The organism is Clavibacter sepedonicus (genome assembly GCF_000069225.1).
Taxonomy (GTDB): domain Bacteria; phylum Actinomycetota; class Actinomycetes; order Actinomycetales; family Microbacteriaceae; genus Clavibacter; species Clavibacter sepedonicus.
In genome coordinates this window covers 3,098,743-3,115,949 of the sequence record NC_010407.1, presented here as the reverse complement: position 1 = coordinate 3,115,949, position 17,207 = coordinate 3,098,743, and the positions used below count along the sequence as shown (strand labels likewise).

The following is a 17,207-nucleotide window of genomic DNA, read 5'->3' as shown; positions in this document are numbered from 1 at the left end:
CGACTGGTCTTGCCCCGCCGCCAGGCGCGGCCGCCTCAGGCGGTCGGCATCCGCAGCAGCGCGCCCTGCTCCCGGCAGGTGGCCGCGGCGATCGCCATGCAGGTGCGCAGCATCGCCTCGCCGTCCGCGGGCGTCAGCGGCGCACCCCGACGCGCGATGGCGTCGGCCGCGGCGGCGAGGCACGCGTCCCCGGCGCCCATGGTGTCGACGATGGGCCGCGGATCCGGCGCGATGCCCGCCGCGACCACCTCGCCGCCCTCGAGCTGCACCGACGCGCCGCGCGCGCCCTCGGTCGCGAGCACGAGGCGGCTGCCCGCGTCGTGGAGCGCCGCGCGCGCGTCGGCGAGCGCGCCCAGGCCGAGCAGCGCGGTGTCGTCGTCGCCGATCTTCACGAGCAGCGACTCCGCGGCCGCGCGCGCGAACCCGTCGCGGAAGCGGGCGGCGTCGTGGAGCATGCCGGCGCGGGGGTTCGGGTCGACGAGGAGGCGCTCGCGCGGATCCCGCACGGCGGCCAGCAGCTCGTCGGCCTGCTCGTGGTCGTCGTAGGGGAAGCAGCTGACGACCACGAGCGATGCGGCATCCAGCGCCGCCCGCTCCGCCTCGCCGATGCGCACGCGCCGGTTCCACGCGGCCTCGTTGAAGGAGTAGCGCGGCTCGCCGTCCTCGCGCTCGCTCACGGCGACGGAGGTCCCCGACAGCCCGACGGTGGCGATGAGCTCCACCCCGTGCGCGTCGAGCTCGGCGCGGATGCGGTCGCCGTGCGCGTCGCCGCCGACCATCGCGATGAGCTGCACGCGGTGGCCGAGGATCGCGAGGCCGACGGCGACGTTGAGCGCGGCCCCGCCGACGAAGGCGGTCTCCTCGCCGTCCTCGCGGAGCAGGTCGATCAGGGCGTCGCCGACGACCACGATGGGCTGGTCATGCATTTCGGGGGACCTCTCCGGAGCCTCGGACGATGAGCGTGGTGGGGACGACGACGGTCTGCGCGGGGCCCTCGTCCCCGTCGAGCCGGGCGAAGACGCGCTCGGCCGCGGCGTGGCCGATGCCCGACGGATCCTGCGCGATCACGGTCACGGCCGGATCCAGGAGGGCCGCCATCGGCAGGTCGTCGAAGCCGACGAGCGCGATGCGCCGGTGGGCCCCGTGCCGCCGGAGGGCCGTGATGACGCCGATGGTGATGAGGTTCTGCCCGCTGACGATCGCGGTCGGCGGCTCGGGCAGGGCGAGCAGGCGCTCCGCGAGCGCCTCGGCCACGCGCTCGTCCCACGCGCCGTCGAGGACGAGCTCGGGCAGCACGGGCAGCCCGCGGCGCTGCATCTCCTGGACGAAGCCGCGCTCGCGCTCCCGCGCCGTGAAGATCTCCGGCCGGTCCCCGAGGAACGCGATGCGGCGGTGGCCCTGGTCGGCGAGGTGCGCGACGGCCCGGGAGATGCCGGCCGCGTTGTCGACGATGACCGCGTCGGCCTCGAGCCCCGCGGGCACGCGGTCGACGAACACGAGCGGGGTGCCGCGCGACGCCGCGACGCCGAGGTAGGCCTGGCTGGGCGCGATGGTGGTGAGGATGAGCCCGTCGACCCGTCGGGCGAGGAACGCGTCGACGGAGGAGCGCTCGCGCTCGGGGTCGTCGTCGAGGCTCGAGGCGAAGACGGCGACCCGTCGCTCCTTGGCCACCTCCTCGACGGCCCGGTGCACGGCGCCCGAGAACGGGTTGGCGACGCTGCCGACGAGCAGGCCGAGCGTGTTGGTGCGCCGGTCGGCGCGGCGCAGGTTGCCGGCGTGCAGATCCGGCTGGTACTGCAGCTGCTCCACCGCCGCCTGCACCCGGGCGGTCATCTCCGCGGAGACGTTCGCCTCGCCGTTGACGACCCGCGACACCGTCTTGAGGCCCACGCCCGCGAGCCGGGCCACGTGCTTCATCGTGGGTCGGCGCGCGTCCGAGGAGGAGCCGGGCGGGGATGACAACGGTGTCACGAATGGGTCTCACTCTCTGCGCAGTGGCTTGACCTTACCGGGTCGCACCCGCTAGACCTCTACCTGACAACGTTGTCGGGAGTGCGCTCCCACCCGAAGGACAGGATCCATCAATGACGAACCGATCCCCGCGCTTCGTGCGCACCATCGCCCTCGGCTCCGCGGCCCTCATCGCCGCCGCCGGGCTCACCGGCTGCTCCAGCTCGAGCGGCGGATCCGGATCCGGCGGCAGCGGCGGATCCGGCGACATCGGCGTCTCGCTCATCGTGAAGACGACCACGAACCCCTTCTTCGTCGCGATGCAGGACGGCGCAAAGGACGCCGCGGCGAAGGACGGCATCGACCTCACGCTCGCGGCCGGCAAGGAGGACGGCGACGAGGACACCCAGATTCAGGCCATCGAGAACGCCATCTCGAAGGGCGACAAGGGCATCCTCATCACCCCGAACGGCCCGTCCGTGGTCGACGCGATCCAGAAGGCCCGCGACGCCGGCCTCTTCGTCATCGCGCTCGACACCGCGCCCGACCCCGCCGACTCCGTCGACATCACGTTCGCCACCGACAACTTCGCCGCGGGCGAGTCCATCGGCAAGTTTGCCGCCGCGCAGCTCGACGGGAAGAAGGCGACCATCGCCCTCCTCGACCTCTACGACGACAAGGCCGTCTCGGTCGACTACAACCGCGACCAGGGCTTCCTCACCGGCATGGGCATCGACGTCGCGGACAAGACGAAGAACGGCGACGAGGCCAAGACCGGCGACTACAGCGGCGGCGACTACGAGATCGTCGGCAACGAGGCCACGCAGGGCGCCGAGGACGGCGGCCGCACGGCGATGGAGACGCTGCTGTCGAAGGACCCCGACATCAACGTCGTCTACACGATCAACGAGCCCGCCGCGTTCGGCGCGTACCAGGCGCTCCAGGCCGCGGGCAAGGAGAAGGACGTCGTCCTCGTCTCGGTCGACGGCGGATGCGCGGGCGTGAAGAACGTCAAGGAGGGCGTCATCGGCGCCACCGCGCAGCAGTACCCGGTGAAGATGGCGCAGCTCGGCGTCGAGGCCATCGCGCAGCTCGCGAAGGACGGCACCAAGCCCGCCACGAGCGCCGGCCTCGACTTCTTCGACACCGGATCCGCGCTCGTCACCGACACCCCCGTCGACGGCCTCGAGAGCATCACGGCCGACGACGCCGCGACGAAGTGCTGGGGCGAGTGACCGTGAGCCGGACGACCGCCCACACGAACCCGCCCACCTCCGCGCTCGACCTCGCCAACGAGTTCCTCGACCGGCGCACGCCCCTCGACCGGATCCGCGGGGTGCTCCACCGCTACCCCGCCGTCAGCCCCGCCGTCGTGCTGGTCCTCGCGATCATCGTGTTCGGCCTGCTCAACGACCGCTTCCTCGATCCCGCCAACCTGTCGCTGGTGACGCAGCAGGTCGCCGTGGTCGGCACGCTCGCCGTGGCGCAGACGCTGATCATCCTCACCGCGGGCATCGACCTCTCGGTCGGCGCGGTCATGGTGCTCACCTCGATGGTCATCGCGCAGACCGCCAGCCAGAACGGGCTGCCGGCACCGGCGGCGCTCGTCGCCGGGCTCGTCGTGGGCCTCGCGGCCGGCGCGTTCAACGGCCTGCTCGTGACGCGGCTGCGGCTCCCCCCGTTCATCGTCACGCTCGGGACGCTGAACATCTTCGTGGCGCTCACGCTCCTCTACTCCAACGGCGCGACCGTCCGCGGCGTGGACATGCCGGCCGCGCTCTCCTGGACGGGACGCACGTTCGACCTCGCCGGGGTGAAGATCAGCTTCGGCGTGGTGCTCATGCTCGTGCTCTACGTGCTTGTGGCCTTCATCCTCGGCAAGACGGCGTGGGGCCGGCACGTGTACGCGGTCGGCGACGACAAGGAGGCGGCTCGCCTCGCGGGCATCAGCGTCAACCGGGTGCTCATGAGCGTGTACCTCGCGGCGGGGGCGATCCTCGCGGTCGGTGCCTGGATCGCGATCGGCCGCAGCAACGCCGCCAGCCCGAACGCGGGCGCCGACCTCAACCTCGACTCCATCACCGCGGTCGTCATCGGCGGCACGAGCCTCTTCGGCGGACGCGGCACCGTGTGGGGCACGCTCCTCGGCGCGCTCATCGTGGGCGTGTTCCGCAACGGGCTCTCGCTCGCGGGGCTGGACGTGCTGTACCAGACCCTCGCGGTGGGCGTCCTCATCATCGTGGCGGTCTCCGTCGACCAGTGGATCCGAAAGGTGCGCAAGTGACCCTCACCGACCCCGCGGGGAGCACCCCCGCCGCGACCCGCACGCCCGTGCTCGAGGCGAAGCGGCTCGTGAAGACGTTCGGCCGCGTCGTCGGCCTCGACGGCGTCAGCCTCGAGCTGTTCCCCGGCGAGGTGCTCGCGATCATCGGCGACAACGGCGCCGGCAAGTCGACGCTCATCAAGTGCCTCACGGGAGCGGAGACGCCCGACGAGGGCGAGCTGTTCCTCGACGGCGAGCCCGTGTCGTTCAAGCGGCCGCAGGACGCCCGGGCCGCCGGGATCGAGACGGTGTACCAGAACCTCGCCGTCTCGCCCGCGCTCGACGTGGCGTCGAACCTCTACCTCGGGCGGGAGAAGCGGAAGAAGGGGATCCTCGGATCGGTCTTCCGAATGCTCGACACGGCCGGCATGCGCCGCGACGCCAAGGCGGAGCTGACCGAGCTCGGCATCTCGACGCTGCAGGACGTGACCGTGCCCGTCGAGAACCTGTCCGGCGGGCAGCGGCAGGCGGTCGCCGTGGCGCGTGCCGCGGCGTTCGGGTCGAAGGTCGTGGTGCTCGACGAGCCCACCGCGGCGCTCGGCGTGCGCGAGTCGAACCAGGTGCTGGAGCTGGTGCGGAACCTGCGCGACCGGGGCATCCCGGTGATCCTCATCAGCCACAACATGCCGCAGGTGTTCGAGGTCGCCGACCGGATCCACATCCAGCGGCTCGGCAAGAAGGCGGCCACCATCACGCCGCAGTCGCACTCGATGACCGACGCCGTCGCGATCATGACGGGCGCGGCCACGGCATGACCGCCACGGTGCTGTACGCGGAGTTCACGGCGCTGCCCGGCCACGAGGAGCAGGTCGCGCGGATGATCGCGGACCTCGCCGAGCTGGTGCGCGCCGAGCCGGGGAACGTCGTGTTCGAGCCGTATCGGCGGGTGGAGGATCCGGCGCGCTTCGTGGTGCACGAGGTCTACCGCGACGAGGCCGCGTTCCAGGCGCACATCGGGGCGTCGTACGGGGCCGACTTCAACGCCGCGCTCGGGCCGCTGATCGTGGAGGACGGGTCGCAGCTCACGTTCCTCGCGCCCGTCTGACGAGCGCCGCACCGTCCCCGCGGCCGCCCGGCGTCTCGTCGCGCCGGGCGGCCGCGGCCGAGGTCGTGCGCCGCGGGTGCGGCTGCGGGGGCCGGTGCGGGTGCGCGCTCGGCCGGCCCGCGGATCAGCGCGCCGAGTACCCGCCGTCCACCAGGTGGTAGCTGCCCGAGATGAAGGACGCGTCGTGGCTGAGGAGGAACAGCACGAGGGCCGCGACCTCCGTGTCCGTGCCGAGGCGGCCCGTCGCGTGCTGGCTCTCGAGGTACGCCAGGGCGTCGGCCGAGAGGGATGAGCGCACAAGCGGGGTGTCGATGAAGCCGGGGCCGACCGCGTTGGTGCGCACGCCGCGCGCCGTGTACTCGAGCGCCGCGACCTTGGTGAGGCCGACGAGGGCGTGCTTGCTCGCGACGTAGGCGGCGCTCTGCGCGAAGCCGACGGATCCGAGCACCGAGCTCATGTTGACGACCGCGCCGCCGCCCGCCGCCACCATCGCGGGCAGCTGGTAGCGGAGGCCGTAGAAGACGCCGTCGAGGTCGACCGCGCGGGTGCGGTCCCACGCGGCGATGTCGTAGTCGCCGATGTCGGCGGCCGGCGCGCTGATGCCGGCGTTGTTCACGGCGAGGTGCAGGGCGCCGTAGGTCGTGACGGCGTGCGCGACGGCGGCCTCGGAGTCCTCCGCCTTCGAGGTGTCCTGGCGGAACGCGGTGGCGGTGCCGCCCGCGGCCTCGATCTCGGCGACGACCCGCTCAGCCGCCTCCAGCTGGATGTCGGTGACGACGACCGATGCGCCCTCCGCGGCGAGCGCCCGGGAGATCGCGGCGCCGATGCCGCTGCCGCCGCCTGTCACGAGAGCGGTCTTCGTGTCGAACCTGGCCATGGGGATCCTCCTCGGGTCTGAGCGGCACGGATCCGCGCCGTGGCTCGACGGTACGCCCGCGCGATCCGTCCATCCCCGGTTCACCCCGCGTCCACCCGGGCGTCGGGGGCGTGCCCGGGGGCGCCAATACCTTTCAAGCGTGATGCGTCCGCCGTGCCCGGTGGAGACGCCCGAGATCGATGGAGACCCCACATGACCCTCACCCGTGAGACCCACCACCGGCTGCTGCCGATCCTGTCCCGCGATCCGCACGCCCGCGGCAAGCGCAGCACCGTCACCTGCCACCTCAAGTGCGACGACGCGTGCACGAAGCCCGTGCCCAACGTCACCGACAACTCCTACTTCCGCGACATCGCCGGCCGCGCCCTCTCGCGCCGCACGCTGCTCGGCGGCGCGGGCGCCGGTGCCCTCGCGATCCTCGTGGCGCAGAACGCCGCGGCCCCCGGCGCCGAGGCAGCGGCCGCGCAGGCCGCGTCGAAGCTCCCCTTCACGGCGATCACGCCCGTCGACGCCGCGGTCGACCAGTTCACCGTGCCGACCGGATACCGCTGGGCGCCGATCATCCGCTGGGGCGACCCGCTCTTCAGCTACGCCGACGACTTCGACGCCGACAACCAGACGGCCAAGCTCGCGTCGCGCCAGTTCGGCTACAACAACGACTACCTCGACATCATCCCGATCAACTCGCGGAACAAGGAGGCGCTCCTCGTCGCCAACCACGAGTACACGAACGAGAACATCATGTTCCCGCCCGCGGCCGACGACGCCGAGCTCGCCGAGCAGCGCCGCATCGGCAAGGCGTCGCACGGCATGTCGGTCGTCGCGCTCCGCCGGAAGACCGTCGGCCAGCCGTGGACGTACACGATCGGCCACCAGAAGAACCGCCGCATCACCGCGGACACGCCCTTCACCGTGACCGGGCCCGCCGCCGGATCCGCGTCGCTCCGCACGAAGGACGACCCGAAGGGCACGCGGATCCTCGGCACGCTCGGCAACTGCGCCGGCGGCACCACCCCGTGGGGCACCGTGCTCTCCGGCGAGGAGAACTTCAACGGCTACTTCCGCACCCCCGGCACCAGCGTCGCCGACAAGCGCTACGGCCTCGCCGACAAGGCGACGACCCGCGGCTGGGAGGAGATCGACCCCCGCTTCGACGCCCGCAACGCCGGCTACGAGAACGAGCCCAACCGCTTCGGCTGGATCGTCGAGGTCGACCCGTTCGAGCCCGGCGAGGCGCCCGTCAAGCACACCGCTCTCGGCCGCTTCAAGCACGAGGGCGCCAACGTGATCCTCGGCAAGAGCGGCCACGTCGCCGCGTACATGGGCGACGACGAGCGCTTCGACTACCTCTACAAGTTCGTCTCGCACGACACGATGGTCGTGGGCACCTCGCGCCAGGACCGCCGCACGAACAAGCAGCTCCTCACGCGCGGCGCGCTGTACGTGGCGCGCTTCACGGGCGACTCGCCCGTCGCGGAGATCACGGGCACCGGCCAGCTCCCGTCCGACGGCCAGTTCGACGGCATCGGACAGTGGATCCCGCTCGTGGTCGACGGCGTCTGCCAGGTCCCCGGCTTCACCACCGAGCAGGCGCTCGTCAACACGCGCCTGGTCGCCGACGCCGCCGGCGCCACGAAGATGGACCGCTGCGAGGACGTGCAGCCTAGCCCCGTCACCGGCAAGATCTACGTCGCCTGCACCAACAACACCGACCGCGGCAAGGCCGGCAAGGAGGGCGCCACGGAGATGAACCCGCGGACGACCAACCGCGACGGCCACATCGTGGAGATCACCGAGGACGGCGGCGACGCCCGCTCGACGACCTTCTCCTGGAACCTGCTGCTCGTCGCGGGCGACCCGGCGAAGAACGAGTCCACCTACTTCGCGGGCTTCCCGAAGGACAAGGTCTCGCCCATCAGCTGCCCGGACAACGTCGCGTTCGACTCCGAGGGCAACCTCTGGATCTCGACCGACGGCGCCCCGAGCACCATCGGCCTCAACGACGGCCTGTTCAAGGTGCCGGTCGAGGGCGCCGAGCGCGGCCACGTGCAGCAGTTCCTCTCCGTGCCCACCGAGGCGGAGACCTGCGGCCCGGTCGTGCACGACACCGAGGGCATGGTGTTCGTCGCGGTGCAGCACCCGGGCGAGGACGGCTCGTTCGCCGAGCAGCACTCGTTCTTCCCCGACTACGTGCCGGCCGGCGTCACCCCGCCGAAGGGCGCCTGGCGCGGACCGCGCCCGTCGGTGATCCAGGTGTGGCGCGGCTGACGAGGAGAGCTGCTCACGGGGTGACCCGCTGAGCTGATCGGGGGGCCGATCGGAGGGCCGGGGCGTGCGTGCGCCCCGGCCCTCGAGCGTGTCGGTCCCCGTGCATGGCCGATCGCCGTGCGCGGCCCGTCGTCCACCGCGGCCGGGGCTAGCGTCGGATCATGACCGAGCGTCCCCAGGATCCCGACGACACGGCGGCGGCCGACGCGGCGATCGAGGCGGAGCGGTGGCTGGTCGTGGACGGGCGGCGGTGGCCGCGCACGGATCCGTCGCTGCCGACCGAGCTGGTCGACGCGCTGAAGTCCCACCTCGGCCGCGGGCGCTCGGGGGTCCGCACGGCGAAGCGCGCGGACGACGACGCCGCGGTGACGGCGGCCCGGGAGCGGGTGAGCCTCGCGAAGCACGGCCTCGGCGAGCGCGGCCCGCGCTGGTGGGACGAGCCGGAGGACGCACGCCTCGAGCGGGCGCGCGAGGCGCTGCGGGCCTTGGACGCGCTCGACGCGCCCTCCGCCTGACGCGCGCGCGCCGCCCACCCGCGGGCCAGGCTGGAGGCATGCAGCTCTTCTCCGCGCTCCCCCTCGTCCGCGCCCGGCAGATCGCGGCCGACACCGCGGCGCTCGCGGGCATCGTCGTGTCGGTGCTGGTGGGGATCGCGGTGGCCGCCCTCATCCGCCCGCTCGGCGACCTCGGCCGCAGCATGGAGGAGTCGGGCACGCGGCTCAGCGGATCCATGACCGACGCGGCCGACGCGCTCGGCCGCCTCCCGCTCGTGGGCGACGCCGCGCGCGGGCCGTTCGAGGACGCGAGCGGGATCGGATCCGGCCTCGTGCAGGCGGGTCGCGACCAGCAGTCGCTCGTCGGGACCATCGCGCTCGTGCTCGGACTCCTCGTCGCGCTCGTGCCGATCGCGTTCATCGTGCGGCACTGGCTGCTGCGGCGCATCTCGTTCGTGCGCCGCGCGGCCGCCGCCCGATCGCTCGCCGCGACGCCCGGCGGCACCGAGCTGCTCGCGCTGCGGGCCCTGTCGTCGCGGAAGCCCGCGTCGCTCCTGAAGGCGCACCCGGATCCGGTCGCCGCCTGGCGCGCCGGCGACCCGCGCGTGGTGCGGCAGCTCGCCGACCTGGCGCTCCGCGACGCGGGGGTGTCGGCGGGGCGGTGACGCGGCGCGCTCGTCCGGCGTGACGGACGCCCGCAGAGGGAGCATCCTCGGAAGCATGTCGCCTCTCCTCCTCGCCGGTCTCGCCGGCCTGCTCTCCGGGCTGTCGCTCGTCGTCGGATCCCTCGTCGCGTGGTTCGTGAAGGTGCCGCGCGAGGTCGTCGCGCTCGTGATGGCGTTCGGGGCCGGCGTGCTCATCTCGGCGCTGTCGTTCGACCTGGTCGACGAGGCGGCGGAGAGCGGCGGCGTGATCCCCACGCACGGCGGCTTCGTCGCGGGTGCGGTGGTCTACGTGGTGCTCGACCAGATCCTCGAGCACGGCGGGTTCCGCCGGAAGCACCATGGGAAGTCGGGCGGCGGAGGCGGCACCGGCGTGGGCATCGCGCTCGGCGCCCTCCTCGACGGCGTGCCCGAGACGGCCGTGCAGGGCCTCAGCCTCACGGGCGGCGGGGCGCTGAGCATCGGCGTGCTCGTGGCGGTCGTCATCTCGAACTTCCCCGAGGGCATGTCGAGCACGGCCGACCTCAAGCAGTCAGGCCGGAGCGCGCGCTACGTCTTCGGGCTCTGGACCTCCATCGCCGTGATCTGCGCGCTGTCCTCGCTCGGCGGGTACGCGCTGCTCGGCGGCCTGCTGGAGAGCGGGCAGTCGGTCGTGATGGCGTTCGCGGCCGGCGCGATCCTCGCGATGATCTGCGACACGATGATCCCCGAGGCCTTCCGCAAGGCGCAGGCGCTCACCGGGCTCGTGACGGTGCTCGGGTTCGTGGCGAGCTACGCGGTGCACCAGGCGGGGTGAGGCGGCTGATCGGAGCAGGCGACCGGTGATCGCGGGATCAGGCGTCGGCGTCCGCGGGCCGGTCGCGCGGCGACACGTTGAAGCGATGCAGCAGGGCCGCGAGCTGCTCGACGTCGGCCGTGTCCCACGCGTGGAGGCGGTTCTGCAGGCGCTCGCGCGTGCCCTTCCGCACCAGCTCGAGGCGCTCCTCGGCGAGCGGCGTGAGGGTGAGGATCGTGGAGCGGCGGTCCTCGGGATCCGGCTCGTCCTGCACGTAGCCGGCCTCGCGCAGCACGCGCAGGTGCCGGCTCACCGAGCTCTTGTCCATGAGGAGGCCCGCCGCGACGGCGCCGGCGGACGCGGGTCCGTCGGTGCGGATCCAGCGGGCGACGGCGAAGGCGCCGGGTTGGAGGTCGGGGTCGAAGACGGCGGCCTCCTCGACGCGCAGCGACCGGATCGACATGAGCAGCGCGCCGAGCTCGGTGGCGACGGACGAGACGGCGGCGGGTCGGCCCTGCGCGGGCGGCGCGGCACCGGGTCGATGGATCACCAGGCGACCCTAACGGACGCGGATCACGGTGTCCGGAACGTGCTGCGCCCGGCGGTGGACGTGGCCAGCTCGAGCACGGCGAATCCGGAAGCGGGCGCGAGCGCGTCGACGAGCCCGATCCGCAGGGCCGTGACCTCGTACTCCGCGCTCGTGTCCGGCGGCACGGCGGGCAGGGCGGTCGCGCCGGGAGGCGCGCCCGGCTGATCCGGCTGCACGTTGACCATGAGCGACACCACGCTCGGCAGCGGGTTCACGACCGCCGCGACGGCGGTGACGAGCCGCGCGGACAGCCCGGCGAGGGTCGCGCCGAGGGTCGTGACGGGCGCGGTCAGGGCGTTCGTCACGGTGCTGACGATCGGCGCGACCAACCCGGTCGTGAGGCTGCCGTCGAGGAGGGCGCCGAGGGCCAGCGGGCTGTTCACGCCCAGCAGGGTGCCGAGCAGCGCGTTGACCGCCGCCCCCACGAGGCCGCTCGTCGGCAGGACGGTGGGCGTCACCGCGATCGGCACCGTGCCGGCCGCGAGCTGCGCGAGGGTGCCGTCGAACTGCACCGCCAGGCGGAGGATCTCCGCGGTCGTGAGGCCGAGGCCGGCCACCGACACCGTCGCGGAGATGACCGTCGACACGTCGATGACGATCCGGACGCCCTGCAGGGCCGTCGTCATGGCGGCGCGGATCTCCGCGGAGCGCGCGTCCACCAGCGCCCCGACCCGCGCCGACACCGCGTTCAGCAGCGCGGCGTCGACCACGATCTCGCTGTTGGGGCCGAGGCCGTTGAGCCCGCCGGGGCCGGATCCGAGGAGCGCCGCGAGGTCGACCCGCACGGTGCCGGTGACGAGGTCGACCACGACCGTCCCGTCGGCGCTGCGGAGCGGATGGGTGAGGAGCGGCGCCACGGCGGTGGCCGCCGCATCCACCCCGGTGACCGTGATGGTCCCGGTGAGGGCTCCGAGGCCGAGGGTCTTGACGAGGGCGCCGATCCGCGCCGTGATGAGCTGGCCGACGAGGCCCGTCGTGCCGGACAGCGACGTCGCCGCCGCGGGCAGGGCGGTCGCGGTCGTCGTGTTCACGGCCGAGGTGAGGCCGCTGACCGCGGGGCTCGCCACGCGGAGGTCGAGCCCCGCGATGCCGTAGTCGCGCGTGACGCCGGACACGGATCCGTCGCCCCAGACGTCGCTCTCCCGCGCGGCGCACCAGTCGAGCGTGGACCGGGACGCGACCGCGCCGACCGCCAGGGACGCGTCGGTCACGTCGGTGACGGCGGGGAGCACCCGGCCGAGGCTGATGGTGGCGCGTCCCGGGAGCGACGCGGGCGGGGTGCCCGAGGTCACGCCCACGCCGCCGGAGTCGCTGACGAGGCCGCTCGCGCCGGTGGCGACGCCCGTCTCGGAGACGCGCGCGTACTGGTTCAGCGCGCCCGCGGATCCAGCGGGGAGGCCCAGGGAGAGGCCGGAGAGGTCGAGCGCCGCCGCGCCGGCGACCGCCGTGACGGCGAGCGGGTTCGCGAACACGCCGGGTCCGAGCACCCGGGCGCTCGCGGGGGTCACCTGGGCGCCCGCCGCCTGGTCGTCGATCGCGGTCAGGCCCTGGACGCCCGCGACGGTGTCGAGGTCGAGTGTCAGCAGGTTGCCGTCGAGGAAGCGGGAGGACGCGCGGGTGGTGTAGCCGGTGTCGACGCCGCAATCGACGGTCTCCGTGGCGACGCGCTCGTGGGTCCACTCCCGGTCGGTCCAGGCGGCGGCGACGGGCACGAGTCCCGGGGTCACGCTGCCGGCCACGAGGGCGACGGCGACGGCGGCCGCGACGAGGGCGGCGCGGCGCGGGAGCCGCGGATCGCGCGAGCGGCGCGGCTGGGCGGGCTCCGCCCGTCGGCCCGTGTGCCGCCCGAGCCCGTGTCGCGCGCTCATGCGCGGGCGTCCGGGTCGGTCGCGGTCGCGGTCGCGGTCGCGACCACCGCGGCCGCGCGCTCGCGTCGCGTGCCTGCTCCGCGCGTCATGAGCCCCAGGCCCAGCGCGCCGAGCCCGATCAGGAGGAGGGCCCCGATGTCGGCGGTGCCGCCCGTGCGCGGCAGGACTCCTCCGGCGACCGGCCCGACCTCGGGATCGCCTCCGCTCGCGGTGACGCCGACCGCGATCGTGCCGGTCCGCCCCATCAGCCGCTCGTCCCCGCTGCGCGAGGAGTCGATGGTCGAGGTCAGCAGCAGGTGCTCACCCCGGGCGGCGGTGATGTCGGGCAGGGGCATCGCGGCGGGCCCGTCACGGAACGCCGAGAGCGGCGTCGGCGGCAGGACGGGCACGGATCCGACCGAGCAGACCGGAGCGGCATCGGGTGCCGCTCCCGGCGGGACCGCCCACTCGCGGTCGCACCGGTCGAGCTGCAGGAGCACGCCGGGGTCGATCTCGGACAGGTCGCCGACAGAGCGGATCCGCACGTCGAGCGCACCCCGTTCCTCGTCGCGGAGGGTCGCGTGGATGATCCAGTGCCCCTGCTCCCCCGGCGCGACGTCGAGCATGTCGGATCTCCAGTCGGTCGCGAGCGTGAGGTGGCCCGGCAGCCCGGTGTCGTGGAACCGCATCAGCCCGACCGCAGCGCGGCCGCCGATGAGGAGGAGACCCGCCACGAGCGCGACGACGGCGGCGGCCGAGAGCAGGACGCGGAGCGGCGGGCGGCGGGCCGACGTCGCGGCACCCGCGTCAGCGCGCACGATGGGCCGAGCGTCGTGCCCGGACCGGCGCGCCGGCCGGGGCGGTGGTCCGCGGGCCGCCTGCGCGGGGCCACGACGTGCCGACTAGCAGCAGCACCGCGCCGCCGAGCCCGGCGACGAGCAGGGGCATGTGCAGGAGCCGACTGGCGTACCCGAGGTACGGCGCACCGATGAGGACGCGGTCGGCCTCCGTCACGACGTACGGCGACGGGTCGACGCTCGCGTTGGCGTCGCCCTGCAGCACGAGCTCGCGGGCGGCCGGGTCGGCGGGATCCACCCCCGGCGAGAGCGCGTCGACCGCGCCCGTGACCGGGCCGACCTCCACGATGCGGTGCGTGACCGGCAGCTCGTACCCCGGCCGGGGCACCTTCACCACGTCGCCCACGTGCAGCTCGGCGGCGGGCACGCGGTCGAGCGTGATCGCCACCGAGCCGGTGGGCAGCGTAGGGGCCATGGATCCGGTCATGAGCACCACGAGCGACAGGCCGAGCACACGCGACAGGACGGTCCAGGCGATGACCGCGAGGCCGGCGAGGCCCGCGAGGGTGATCACCGCGTCCCGCACCCGCACGCAGGCTGGCCGCCGCGGTCGGGCGCGTGCCCGGGCCGCGTCGACGGCCTCGCGGCGGGCGGCGGCGAGCGCCTCCGCCCGCGTCGCCGTGTCCTGCGCTGTCATGTCGGGGATCCGTCGCTGGCTAGACCGACGTGCCGATGAACTCCCACGCGGGGGTCACGGCGCGACCCTGGAGCACGTCGACCGTGGCGCCGGCGGGCAGCACGGGCGCGGCCGGGAGCGTGACCTCGAAGCAGTAGTACTGCGTCGATCCGCTGTCGGCGGCGAGCGCCTGCGCCGCGGTGCCCTGCGCGGCGTCGAGCGAGCCGGACGCGATGATCGTGCCCGTGGTGAACGCGGCGGCGTCGCACGTGGTCGCGGTGGCCGACACCGCGACGCGGAGGGTGAGCGCGGCGAGCAGCAGGCCGTCCGGGTCCTCGGCCTCGAGGCCCGCACCCTCGGCGGGGACGGCGTCCTGCAGCGTCAGGGCGGCCCCGACGGATCCGTCGATCGTGCGGAGCGCGACCGGTGCGTACACGGAGGTGCCGGGGCTGAGCGTGAGGGCGCCGGGCGCGAACGCGAGGTCCTGGCCGGGGTTCGTCTCGAACTGCCCGAACGCCGCGGGGTCGAACGGCACGGAGACGTTCTGCTCCACCTCGAACGTGCCCGTGCCGACGCCCGGGCCGCTGCCGTCCGCGTTGCCGCCGAACACCCACTCGGTGTCGGTCCAGGCCGCGAGCGTCGCGGTGATCCCGAGGCCGAGCACGAGTCCTCCGGAGAGGAACGCCATCGTCTTGGTGCGCTGCGTCATGCGCGAGCGCTCTGCGTGAAGTGCCATGTCCGTGTTCCCCCTGATCGCGCGGGTCGCGCATCCTGTCCCGGACGGCCCGCCCCAACGTCGGCCGGATCCGGACGACAGGCTGAAGGTAGGACCGCCGCCCCGCTCCGGGACCCGCCCGCCCGCGACGCCGGTAGTCGGGGCGCCGATCACCAGTGGTCCCGTGCCGCGCGGCACGGACTACCGGGACGGCGACTGTGCCCCGATCGAGGGGCCGGGGACGATGCGCGGGGGCCGGGCGCGGGGGCGCCCCTGGTAGCCTCGTCCGCGCAGGCGGGGACGACGAAGGCGAGCCACATGACCGACGACACGCAGGACACCGGCCACCGCGACGGTGGGGCGTCCGAGCCTCCCCTCCTCAGCCGCAGGGAGCTGCGCCGCCGCCAGCAGGAGATGGAGCGCACCTCCGCCGAGCCGTCGGGCGACGCGCACCGCTGGGTGGATCCGTTCCCCGCCGTGCCGCGCACCTCCGAGGGCGGCCTGTTCGGACCCGACCGCGTGCGCCTCGGCGCCGCCCCCGTCGAGGTCGAGGCTCCTGAGGACGAGGCTCCCGAGGTCGACGGTCCCGAGGACGACGCCGAGGCGACGGATCCCGAGCACGACGAGGAGGTCATCGTCGGCACGCACGCCTTCGACGAGCTGTTCGACGACGCCGAGGACGACGACGTGGATCCCGAGGACCGCGTGCCCGCCGCCGGGACCCCCGCCGACGACGACGCGGACGACGAGCGCCCCGCCGCCGAGCCCACCCCGTTCGACGCCGTCGTCTCCCCCGAGGCCGGATCCGCATGGACGGTCCCCGCGCCGCACGTCGTGAACGCCCACCCCTTCCGCATGCCGCTGCGCCCGAGCACGGAGGCGTCCGGCCCCGAGCCGGCCGACGCCGAGCCCGCGAGCCCCGCCCGTACCGAGGCCCCGCCCGCGCCCGTGCGCGCCGACTCCGCCCCCGTCGACGACGCGCCGCCCGCCCGCGCCGCCGCCGCTGCCGCCGCCGCTGCCGCTGCCGCTCCCGCGGTCGAGCCCCAGCCGACCCCGGTCGCCTCGCTCCCCGCCGCGCCCGACGACGTCGAGGAGCCCGCCGATGCCCCGCGCCCCGGCACCGACCTCACGGCGTTCCCCGACGCGGATCCGCAGCGCTACGTCATGCGCACCCCGCGCGCCGACGCCGCCACGAGCGCCCTCACCCTCTTCCCCGAGCAGACCGGCCAGCGCCCGCCGCGCGGCCCCGCCGTCGCGCGCACCGGCTTCCGCGGCTTCATGAACGCCGTCACGGGCGGCGTCTTCAAGATCGGGCCCGGCGCGGAGGAGGCCGCCGCGAACGCGGAGGTCGCCCGCCGCGAGGGCGACGAGCGCGTGATCCGCCAGGCCACCTGGCCGCGCGCGGTCAGCGTGCTGGTCGCCAACCGCAAGGGCGGCGTCGGCAAGACGCCCACCTCCCTCATCCTGGGCGGCGTGCTCGGCTCCGTCCGCGGCGGATCCGTCGCCGTGGTCGAGGTCACCGACGATCCCGGGGCGCTCGGCTACCGCGCCGAGGGCCAGCCGCAGCGCGGGCTCGGCGAGCTCGTGCGCGACCGCGACGAGATCCACAGCGCGGGCCAGCTCGCCGGCTACACCGCGCCGCAGACGAGCTTCGCCTCCGTCGTCGCGTCCGTCGGGCCGCGCCGCGAGCTCACGGGCGACGACGTCATCGGCGTCTCGCGCCTCATCGACGAGTACTACGCGATGCGCGTGATGGACTCCGGCAACCAGCCGTCGTCGTCCGCGTTCCGCGGCGCCATCGAGGTCACCGACGTGCTCGTCGTCCCCGTGCTCAACGCGGGCGACGCGGTGCTCGAGGCCGTCGCGCTGCTCGACTTCCTGCGCGAGCTCGGCGGGCACGCGGGCGTCCTGGCGGACAACGCGATCATCATCCGCCTGCACGACGGGCGCCCGGAGGATCCCGCGGTCGTCGCGCGCATCGACCGGATCCTCGACGACGCCCGCCCGGCGCAGATCTTCACGGTGCCGTACGACGCGCACATCGCCGAGCGCGGCCCGATCTCGCTCGCCTCGCTCGACCCCGAGGTCTCGCGCGCCTTCACGGCGGCGACCGCGGGGGTCGTGCAGCGGCTCGCGCACGCGGTGCGCTGACGGGCGCGTCCGAGCCCGGATCCGCGCCCTCGCCCTCG

The 17,207-nt window shown here is 74.3% G+C and carries 17 protein-coding genes; 9 read left to right on the top strand and 8 right to left on the bottom strand.

Annotated elements, in window-relative coordinates; all coding sequences use genetic code 11:
* Nucleotides 1-35: 35 nt before the first annotated feature.
* Together CMS_RS14570 and CMS_RS14565 are read right to left on the bottom strand one after the other, a co-directional pair.
* Entirely contained in the window at nt 36-926 is an 891-nt protein-coding gene (locus CMS_RS14570) for a carbohydrate kinase family protein (RefSeq protein WP_012300174.1), read from the bottom strand.
* Nucleotides 919-1,971: a LacI family DNA-binding transcriptional regulator gene (locus tag CMS_RS14565; RefSeq protein WP_012300173.1), complete on the bottom strand. Its 1,053-nt coding sequence runs from the start codon at nt 1,969-1,971 to the stop codon at nt 919-921. Before CMS_RS14565 ends, CMS_RS14570 begins: the two co-directional genes overlap by 8 nt.
* 113 nt (nt 1,972-2,084) lie before the next feature.
* On the opposite strand from CMS_RS14565, the gene CMS_RS14560 reads away from it, so the two are divergent.
* From CMS_RS14560 to CMS_RS14545, 4 genes are read left to right on the top strand one after another with little or no spacing between them, the layout of a single operon-like run.
* On the top strand, nt 2,085-3,185 hold the full coding sequence (locus CMS_RS14560; RefSeq protein ID WP_012300172.1) for a substrate-binding domain-containing protein: 1,101 nt from the start codon (nt 2,085-2,087) through the stop codon (nt 3,183-3,185).
* 2 nt (nt 3,186-3,187) lie between these two features.
* Nucleotides 3,188-4,234: an ABC transporter permease gene (locus tag CMS_RS14555; protein ID WP_041465105.1), complete on the top strand. Its 1,047-nt coding sequence runs from the start codon at nt 3,188-3,190 to the stop codon at nt 4,232-4,234.
* Nucleotides 4,231-5,028 (top strand): ATP-binding cassette domain-containing protein, encoded by a 798-nt coding sequence (locus tag CMS_RS14550; RefSeq protein WP_041464750.1) that lies wholly within the window; start codon nt 4,231-4,233, stop codon nt 5,026-5,028. Before CMS_RS14555 ends, CMS_RS14550 begins: the two co-directional genes overlap by 4 nt.
* Complete coding sequence (locus tag CMS_RS14545; RefSeq protein WP_012300169.1) at nt 5,025-5,318, top strand: putative quinol monooxygenase; 294 nt, start codon at nt 5,025-5,027, stop codon at nt 5,316-5,318. Before CMS_RS14550 ends, CMS_RS14545 begins: the two co-directional genes overlap by 4 nt.
* A gap of 124 nt (nt 5,319-5,442) precedes the next feature.
* Here CMS_RS14545 and CMS_RS14540 read toward each other — a convergent pair whose 3' ends face one another.
* Entirely contained in the window at nt 5,443-6,195 is a 753-nt protein-coding gene (locus CMS_RS14540) for an SDR family NAD(P)-dependent oxidoreductase (RefSeq protein WP_012300168.1), read from the bottom strand.
* Between the two features lie 192 nt (nt 6,196-6,387).
* On the opposite strand from CMS_RS14540, the gene CMS_RS14535 reads away from it, so the two are divergent.
* The 4 genes from CMS_RS14535 (at nt 6,388) to CMS_RS14520 (ending at nt 10,415) form a co-directional block, all read left to right on the top strand.
* Entirely contained in the window at nt 6,388-8,463 is a 2,076-nt protein-coding gene (locus CMS_RS14535) for a PhoX family protein (protein ID WP_041464749.1), read from the top strand.
* A gap of 161 nt (nt 8,464-8,624) precedes the next feature.
* The gene (locus CMS_RS14530; protein ID WP_012300166.1) at nt 8,625-8,978 is read left to right on the top strand and encodes a hypothetical protein; all 354 of its coding nucleotides are present in this window, start codon (nt 8,625-8,627) and stop codon (nt 8,976-8,978) included.
* A 38-nt stretch (nt 8,979-9,016) separates the two neighbouring features.
* Nucleotides 9,017-9,622 (top strand): hypothetical protein, encoded by a 606-nt coding sequence (locus CMS_RS14525; protein ID WP_012300165.1) that lies wholly within the window; start codon nt 9,017-9,019, stop codon nt 9,620-9,622.
* A 55-nt stretch (nt 9,623-9,677) separates the two neighbouring features.
* A complete protein-coding gene (locus CMS_RS14520; RefSeq protein WP_041464748.1) occupies nt 9,678-10,415 on the top strand; it encodes a ZIP family metal transporter in 738 nt (245 codons plus the stop codon).
* A 37-nt stretch (nt 10,416-10,452) separates the two neighbouring features.
* Here CMS_RS14520 and CMS_RS14515 read toward each other — a convergent pair whose 3' ends face one another.
* Genes CMS_RS14515 through CMS_RS14495 form a run of 5 tightly spaced genes read right to left on the bottom strand, consistent with a single transcriptional unit; the run spans nt 10,453 to nt 15,039 of the window.
* Complete coding sequence (locus CMS_RS14515) at nt 10,453-10,944, bottom strand: MarR family winged helix-turn-helix transcriptional regulator (RefSeq protein ID WP_012300163.1); 492 nt, start codon at nt 10,942-10,944, stop codon at nt 10,453-10,455.
* Between the two features lie 23 nt (nt 10,945-10,967).
* The gene (locus CMS_RS14510; RefSeq protein ID WP_012300162.1) at nt 10,968-12,851 is read right to left on the bottom strand and encodes a choice-of-anchor G family protein; all 1,884 of its coding nucleotides are present in this window, start codon (nt 12,849-12,851) and stop codon (nt 10,968-10,970) included.
* Nucleotides 12,848-13,648 (bottom strand): hypothetical protein, encoded by an 801-nt coding sequence (locus CMS_RS14505; protein WP_012300161.1) that lies wholly within the window; start codon nt 13,646-13,648, stop codon nt 12,848-12,850. The genes CMS_RS14510 and CMS_RS14505 overlap by 4 nt, the downstream gene beginning before the upstream one ends.
* A complete protein-coding gene (locus CMS_RS14500; protein ID WP_012300160.1) occupies nt 13,638-14,324 on the bottom strand; it encodes a S24/S26 family peptidase in 687 nt (228 codons plus the stop codon). The genes CMS_RS14505 and CMS_RS14500 overlap by 11 nt, the downstream gene beginning before the upstream one ends.
* Nucleotides 14,325-14,343: 19 nt before the next feature.
* Nucleotides 14,344-15,039, bottom strand: a complete 696-nt coding sequence (locus tag CMS_RS14495) for a SipW-dependent-type signal peptide-containing protein (protein WP_012300159.1) — start codon at nt 15,037-15,039, stop codon at nt 14,344-14,346.
* A 297-nt stretch (nt 15,040-15,336) separates the two neighbouring features.
* Between CMS_RS14495 and CMS_RS14490 the strand changes: the two genes are divergently transcribed.
* Nucleotides 15,337-17,169 carry a hypothetical protein gene (locus CMS_RS14490; RefSeq protein WP_012300158.1) on the top strand — a complete coding sequence of 611 codons (1,833 nt, stop codon included), beginning with the start codon at nt 15,337-15,339 and terminating at the stop codon, nt 17,167-17,169.
* Nucleotides 17,170-17,207: the final 38 nt, after the last annotated feature.